This is a genomic window from Nocardia pseudovaccinii NBRC 100343 (assembly GCF_001613225.1).
GTDB lineage: Bacteria > Actinomycetota > Actinomycetes > Mycobacteriales > Mycobacteriaceae > Nocardia > Nocardia pseudovaccinii.
In genome coordinates this window covers 1-7,580 of the sequence record NZ_BDBY01000284.1, presented here as the reverse complement: position 1 = coordinate 7,580, position 7,580 = coordinate 1, and the positions used below count along the sequence as shown (strand labels likewise).

6 protein-coding genes are annotated in these 7,580 nt (G+C 67.7%); all 6 read left to right on the top strand.

The features are described 5' to 3' along the window. Positions 1 to 479 (top strand): glutathione S-transferase C-terminal domain-containing protein (locus NP3_RS34325; protein ID WP_174566296.1); only part of this gene is annotated, 479 nt, incomplete at its 5' end. A 155-nt stretch (positions 480 to 634) separates the two neighbouring features. Then, positions 635 to 1,366, top strand: coding sequence for a hypothetical protein (locus NP3_RS34320; protein WP_063045894.1), 732 nt, complete (start codon positions 635 to 637; stop codon positions 1,364 to 1,366). Further along, positions 1,363 to 2,337: an ABC transporter ATP-binding protein gene (locus NP3_RS34315; RefSeq protein ID WP_063045893.1), complete on the top strand. Its 975-nt coding sequence runs from the start codon at positions 1,363 to 1,365 to the stop codon at positions 2,335 to 2,337. Before NP3_RS34320 ends, NP3_RS34315 begins: the two co-directional genes overlap by 4 nt. Next, entirely contained in the window at positions 2,334 to 3,116 is a 783-nt protein-coding gene (locus NP3_RS34310; RefSeq protein ID WP_063045892.1) for an ABC transporter permease, read from the top strand. The genes NP3_RS34315 and NP3_RS34310 overlap by 4 nt, the downstream gene beginning before the upstream one ends. A gap of 346 nt (positions 3,117 to 3,462) precedes the next feature. Continuing rightward, positions 3,463 to 7,257 carry an ABC transporter ATP-binding protein gene (locus tag NP3_RS34305; RefSeq protein WP_084509398.1) on the top strand — a complete coding sequence of 1,265 codons (3,795 nt, stop codon included), beginning with the start codon at positions 3,463 to 3,465 and terminating at the stop codon, positions 7,255 to 7,257. A gap of 114 nt (positions 7,258 to 7,371) precedes the next feature. Further along, positions 7,372 to 7,580: 2-oxoglutarate dehydrogenase E1 subunit family protein (locus NP3_RS47225; protein WP_157124741.1), on the top strand; the 209-nt coding region annotated here is incomplete at its 3' end.

Sequence of the window (7,580 nt, the reverse complement as noted above, 5' to 3'; positions counted from 1 at the left end):
GGTGCGGATTCGCTGGTACGCAGGAAGCGTACGAGGCGGCCTACGATCGGCTCTTCGCTCGGTTGGACTGGCTGTCCGAGCGGCTCGCCACCCAGCGTTACCTGGTGGGCAACACCATCACCGAGGCCGATATCCGGCTGTTCACCACACTGGTCCGCTTCGATCCGGTCTATCACGGCCATTTCAAGACCAACCGCTCCAAACTGAGCGAAATGCCGGTGCTCTGGGCCTATGTGCGCGATCTCTACCAGACGCCCGGATTCGGCGACACCATCGACTTCGGGCAGATCAAGGCGCACTACTACGTGGTGCACACCGATGTGAACCCGACCCAGATCGTGCCCAAGGGTCCGGAGCTGACCAACTGGCTGACCCCGCACGGCCGAGAAGCGCTGGGCGGCAAGCCATTCGGCGACGGCACCCCGCCGCCACCGCCACCGCTCACGGAAAGGGTCCCCGCCCTGCGCGAACCGGCGTGATCGAACCGACACCGGGCACACCCACCCCGCCGGCTCCGCCGGCTGCCATCCCCCATCGGGAACCCGGCCGACCGGGTACATCGTTGTCATGACGAGTTGATAGCGGCCGGTGCAATAAGGTCGTTGGCGTACGGGCGGAAGAGGAGGATATCGCCGTGTTCAAAGGCACGTTCGAGAAGACGGTGGTCCAGCTACTCGATACCGGGTCCCGCCTGCAGGCTCCCGCGGTCGCCAAGTACGTGGACCGGCTGCGGCGTTCGCATCCGTCGGAGAACCCCGCGCAGATCATCGAGCGGCTGGAGCACCAGTACCTGCTCGCGGTCACCGGCAGTGGCGGTGCGGTCGGCGCGACGGCTGCGGTGCCGGGGGTCGGCACCATCGCGGCACTCGCGGCGGTCAGTGCCGAGACGACCTTCTTCATGGAGGCGTCCGCGGTGTTCACGCTGGCCGTCGCGGCCGTGCACGGCATCTCCCCGGAGGACCAGGAGACGCGGCGGGCGCTGGTGCTCGCGGTCGTGCTCGGTGAGAGCGGGATGGAGATCGTCGAGAAGACGGTCGGTCATTCGGCGAAGAACTGGGGCACGTTGTTCGCCAATAGGATTCCCGGTCTGTCGAGCATGAACGATTCGCTGCTCAAGCGATTCATCATCCGCTTCATCACCAAGCGCGCCGCATTGATGGCGGGCAAGGTGGTGCCCGCCGGTATCGGAGCGGTGATCGGCAGCTTCGGCAATCGGGCGCTCGGTAAGACCACGATCGGCAACGCGCGCAAGGCATTCGGACCCGCGCCGGTGACCTGGCCCGCCGATCGGCAGCTCGTCATCGACGCCGATCCGCTGCCCGCCCTGGATCCGGCCAAGCCGCAACCCCCGACCACGCCACGATGAACGCGGGCCGACCGCTCGCCTTCTCCGTCCGCGGCCTGACCAAGCGCTACGACCTGGTCACCGCGGTCGACAATGTGAGCTTCACCGTGCCGTCCGGTACCACCGTCGCCCTGGTGGGTCCGGCGCGCGCGGGTAAGTCGACGATCATGCGGATCCTGCTCGGTCTACAACAGCCGACCTCCGGAACCGCCGCGGTCGGCGGGCCGGGCTCGCGGCGGCGCGACGGATCCGCGGTCGTCGTCGGCGGCATGTTGCAGCCACGCGGGCTGCATCCGGCTCGAAGCGCACGTGATCATCTGCTGGTGTACGCGGCGGCCGCGGGAGTCGAGGACGCGCGGGTCGACGAGGTGATCCAGCTGGTCGGCCTCGGTGAGTCGGCGAGGACACGGGCGGGCGAGCTGTCGGACGGATCGCAGACCCGGCTGGCCCTGGCGACCGCGCTGCTCGGTGATCCGCGGCTGCTGATTCTCGACGAGCCCTTGGCCGGTCTCGACGCGGCGGAACGCACCTGGCTGGCGGACCTCCTGCGGAGGCACACCCGTCGTGGTGGCTCGGCCCTGTTGTCCAGCGAGAGCCTCGCGAACGTGATTCCGATGGCGGACAACATCATTGTCGTGAGCGAGGGCTCGGTGGTCTATCAGGGCACCCCTGCCCGGATTCGGCGCGGCCACCCCGATCGACTGGTCGTCGCCGCATCGACCCCGATCGCACTCGCGACCATGTTGGCCGCACAGGGCTTCACCGATGCGGTGATCCGCCCCGACGGCCGCCTCGCCGTGGCCGAAGCGACCGAAGCGCAGATCCGCGCGGCGGCGACAGCGGCCGGTGTGCGCGTGGACAATATCGCCGCCGACCAGATCCATCCCGACCGAGTGCTCGCCTCATTGGTCAAACCGGCCCGCCCACCCCAGCCCGCCCCCTATGCCGGGATCGCACCGCAGCAACCGACCCCCTACGGGATTACACGATGATCGCCGTTCTGCCACCGGACCTCGTTCCGGCCGTCAACTCCGAGGTCCGCAAGGTCAGCACGCTGCGCGCCAGCCGAATCCTGGCCGCGCTGATTCCCGCGGTCGCCCTCGTCGCGAGCGCGGTGACCGCACTGCTCGCCGGACCCGCCGATCCGAAATCCAATCCGGCCACGGGCGCGGCGACCATCGGGCTCTATATCGGTCTCGCGGTCGCGATCGCGCTGGCAGGCGCCTTCGGCGCGGCAGGTGCGGGAGCCGAATACCGTTACGCGACAATGCCGACCACTGCCCTGTTCACCTCCGACCGGGACCGGCTCGTCGCCGCGAAGTTCCTCGTCACCGCGGGTTTCGCCCTGGCAGCGACCTTCGTCGTCGAACTCATCGCCTTCGCCTGCCTGCTCGGTTTCGGCCGCGGCAAATTCGACTTCGGAGTGCGCTTACTCGCCGTCCTCGGCGGCGGGCTGCTCGCCGCGGTCTGCTGGTCCCTGATCGGCACCGGCCTCGGCCTGCTGCTGCGCACCTCCACCACCGCGGTCGTGGCGATGCTCGGCTGGCTGGTGATCATCGAACCGTTGATCTGGGTCGTCGCCAAGGCGATCGGTTTCGCCGGAGTGGTCACCGTCCTGCCCGGCTCCGCCACCATCAGCACCGTCGCCGTCGGTTCCTTCAAAGACAGCGACTTCCTGGCCCCCACCCCCGCCGCCCTGGTAGTCCTCATTCTCTGGACCACCGCCGCCGCAGGCGGTGCCTGGTGGCTACTGCGCACCCGCGACATCTGATTTCCCCACCACCGAGCGCAGTCGAATGGCGCCCTGAAACCCCACCACCAACCACCATTCGACTACGCTCGACAAACTCTCGAGAACGCAACCACAGCCGGTCGACTGGGCTGGGAGGTGCGGGCTGAGTACCTGAGTGCGGGAGGTAAGCCGGGGTACGGCACACGACGTGCCCAGCACTGCAAAGGCAAACCACAGACCACAAACCATCCCCGGACCAAGACCCGAGAAGTCGGTGTAGGACAGCAGGACCCACCGGCAGGGAACAACACAGCGGCGAGACGTGTCATTACCGTCGGTACCAGCACGACAAGACGGGGTGAGCAGCGGAGTGACCGAGCGCGATATGGGTTGGATGCGCAGGCTGTGGACCGAGTGTTGGGGCCACCGGGGAACGGTCACGGGCATCGCGATCGCACTGGCGGCCGGTGCATTGGTCGAGATCTCCGCGCCACTGCTGACCAAGCGCGCGGTCGATGCGGCCGGAGTCGGCGACACCTCGGTCATCGGGACCATCGCGGCCATGCTCGCCCTGGTCGCATTCGGCCGCTTCTCGGCGGCCTTCGGACGCCGCATGTTGGCCGGGCGGCTTTCCCTCGATGTGCAGCACTCGCTGCGTATCAGCCTGCTCGCCTCGCTGCAGCGGCTGGACGGCGTCGGGCAGGACGCGCTGCGCACCGGACAGGTGGTGTCGCGTTCGATCACGGATCTGCAGTTGGTGCAGGGCCTTTTGGCGATGACGCCGCTGTCCGGGTTGGCATTGCTGGAGTTCCTGCTGGCCGCCGCGGTGATGGTGTGGCTGTCGCCGCCGCTGGCCGCCGTCGCATTGCTGGTGGTTCCGGCAATCGCGGTGCTGGTGTATCGGATGCGGCCCCGCCTGTACGCGGCGACGTGGTCGGCGCAGCAGCGAGCCGCCGAGGTCGCGCAACATGTCGAAGAGACCGTCACCGGCGTCCGGGTGGTCAAGGGTTTCGGGCAGGAAGCCCGGATGGTGCGGGTGCTGGAGGAGCACGGGCGCGTTCTCTACGCCGAGCGCATGCGCGCCGCCAAGATCAATGCGCGCTTCGCCCCCGTGGTGACCACGATTCCGCAAGCCGGACTGGTCGCGGTGATCGTTGTCGGTGGGCTGCTCGCCCTGCACGGCGTCATCGGCATCGGCACCTTTCTCGCCTTCTCCGCATATGTCACCACCATGACCGTCACCACCCGCACCATGTCGTCGGTGGTGATCATGGCCCAGCTGACCAGGGCCGCCGCCGAGCGCGTCTACCAGGTCATCGACGCCGCGCCCGAAATCGCCGACCCGCCCGCTGCCGCCGAGCTCCCCGATGGGCCCTTGGGTATCGAAATCGATTCGCTGACTTTCGGATTCGAGACATCGCAGCCCATCCTGCGCGACCTCGATCTGACCGTGCGGCCCGGCGAAACTGTTGCCGTCATCGGGCCGGCAGGCTCTGGAAAGTCAACGCTGTCACTGCTTCTCCCCCGCTTCTACGCCCCGGATTCCGGCACCATCCGCCTGTTCGGATCCGCGGAAACCACTCAGCAGGTGGACATCGCCGACCTGCGCGCATCCGATTTACGCAGCGCGGTCGGGGTGGTGTTCGACGACCCGTTCCTGTTCAGCGACACCATCGCCGCGAATATCGCGCTCGGTCGACCGGAGGCCACCGACGCCGAAATCCGCTATGCGGCAAAGCTTGCCGCGGCCGACGAGTTCATCACCGAACTCACCGACGGCTACGACACCGTGGTCGGCGAACGCGGATTGACGCTCTCCGGCGGGCAGCGGCAGCGAATCGCGTTGGCCAGAGCGCTACTGGCGCGGCCACGGATTCTGGTGCTCGATGACGCGACCTCCGCGGTCGACGCGGTGACCGAGGCGGCCATCTTCGAGAAACTGCCCGATGCGGGCGGACGCACCACATTGATCCTGGCGCATAGGGAATCCACACTGGCCCATGCGGATCGGGTGATCCGGCTCCCAGGGCCGGTCTCATATGCCAACGATGAAGCCACAATCGCTGACATTCCAGCGGCAGCCGGTTCCAGGCGCACCAGCGATTTCGGAAGCGCCACCACCGATGCCGGACACGCCCAAGCCACCGATTCCAGGGGCACCACAGCTACCGATCCCGGACCGGCCACCGCTATCGGCCCCGGACGCACGACTACCAGTTTCACCCGCACCACCACACCAACCAGCGGCCCGGGCGGATTCTCCGGCGCGGCCGCCGATCTCAGCGGAACCCCGGAACTGCGCCGCACCATCGAACGTCTGCCACCGGCCACCGAACAACCCGGCCTGGACGACGAACAGCTGCGCCGACCCGATCCCGGATTCCGACTCGCTCGCCTGTTGCGTCCGGTGCGCTGGCTGGTTCTGACCGTAATCACCCTGCTCGCACTGGACACCCTCATCGGCGTCGCCTTCCCGCCGATCGTCCGCTATGCCATCGATTCCGGTGTGAGCGGCCATGATTCAGGCGCACTAGCCCGGGCCGGAGTGCTCGGCGCGGTGTTGGTGGTGCTCGGTCTCGGGGTCGGCGCGGCGACCACCGTCCTCACCGCCCGCAGCGGCGAACGCGTCCTCTACGGGCTCCGCGTGCGCAGCTACGCCCATCTACAACGGCTGGGATTGGACTACTACGAGCGCGAGCTGTCCGGTCGCATCATGACCCGGATGACCACCGATGTGGACGCACTCTCGACCTTCCTGCAAACCGGCGTCGCGACCACGCTGATCGGCGCACTCACCCTGGTCGGCATCGCGGTGGCGCTATTGGTCATCGATGCCTCGCTGGCCGCGGTGGTGCTGATCGCGCTGCCGCCGCTGCTGGTGGCGACGGCGCTGTTCCGTCGCGTGTCCTCCACCGCGTACACCGTCTCGCGCGAACACGTCTCGACCGTCAACGCCGATTTCCAGGAAAATGTCGCCGGACTGCGCGCCGTCCAAGCCAACCGGCACGAGCCGGTCGCCGCCCGCCGCTTCGCCGAATACTCCGATCGCTACCGCGCCAGCCGGATGCGCGCCCAGCGCGCGATCGCCATGTACTTCGCCTTCGTCATCGCCTGGGCGGATCTGGCGCTGGCCGCGGTCGTGTATTTCGGCGCGCGTGAAGTCGCCGAGAACACCACGACCGCGGGCACCCTCATCGCCTTCGTGCTCTACCTGCAGCTGCTCTTCGGCCCGATCCTGCAGTTGTCCCAGGTTTTCGACGGCTACCAGCAGGCGCGCGTCGGCCTGCGCCGCATCGGCGACCTGCTGCGCACCCCGTCCTCGATCGCCGCCGACCCACCGGACGCGATCGCGATCGACCACGGATTGCGCGGCGAGGTCGTCCTCGACGACATCCGATTCCACTATCCGAGCACCGAGAAGCCCGCCCTCGACGGAGTGTCCCTGCGGATTCCGGCCGGATCCACGCTGGCCCTGGTCGGACCGACGGGCGCGGGGAAATCGACCATCGTCAAATTGCTGGCCCGCCTCTACGACCTGCCCAGCGACAACCCGGGTGCGATCGCCGTCGACGACATCGACATCCGCGACTACCGCCTCACCGACTATCGCGCCCGGCTCGGCATCGTCCCCCAGGAAGCTCACCTCTTCACCGGCGACGTCGCCAGCAACATTGCATTCGGGAAACCTTCCGCGACCGAAGCGGAGATCGCGGCGGCCGCCACCGCGGTCGGTGCGGCCGACATGATCGCCGCGCTACCGCAGGGCATGCGTCATCCGATCGGCGAGCGCGGTCGCGGCCTCTCGGCGGGCCAACGCCAACTGATCGCACTCGCCAGGGCCGAACTGGTCCGTCCGGATCTGCTGCTGCTCGACGAGGCCACCGCCATCCTCGATCCGGAGACCGAAGCATCGGTGCTGGTAGCGAGCCGATCGCTGACCCGAGGCCGGACCACCGTCGTCGTGGCGCACCGGCTGGGCACCGCCGCGCGAGCCGATCGGATCGCCGTCGTGGAACGCGGGCGAATCGCCGAAATCGGGCCGCACGAGACATTGGTTGCGGCTGGCGGCCGCTATGCCCAGCTCTGGGCGGCGGCCAGCGAAACGGGGGGAATATTCTCGGGTGAGGACGGGTCGTCATCTTTGGGATCGGGGTTGTCCGGTGGTCAGTCGATCCACTGATTTGCTGCTGGGCCTATCCTCAGAGAGGGCGCATCGGCGCGCATCCGCTGATCCCCGTGCCGGGCACGTCACAAACGTCGCAGCGCGAAGAACGAAATGAGGCGAACACCTGCTGTGAGCAGCTCAACTTCCCAGTTCGGACAGAACCAGTGGCTAGTCGATGAGATGTATCAAAAGTACAAACAGGATCCATCTTCCGTCGATGAAAGTTGGCACGAGTTCCTCGCCGATTACACGCCCGAAGTCCCGGGTGATTCCGGTAACAGCAGCGCCGCGCCCGCGGCAGCGCCCGCGCAGGTGGCCACCCCGGCACCGGCCCCCGC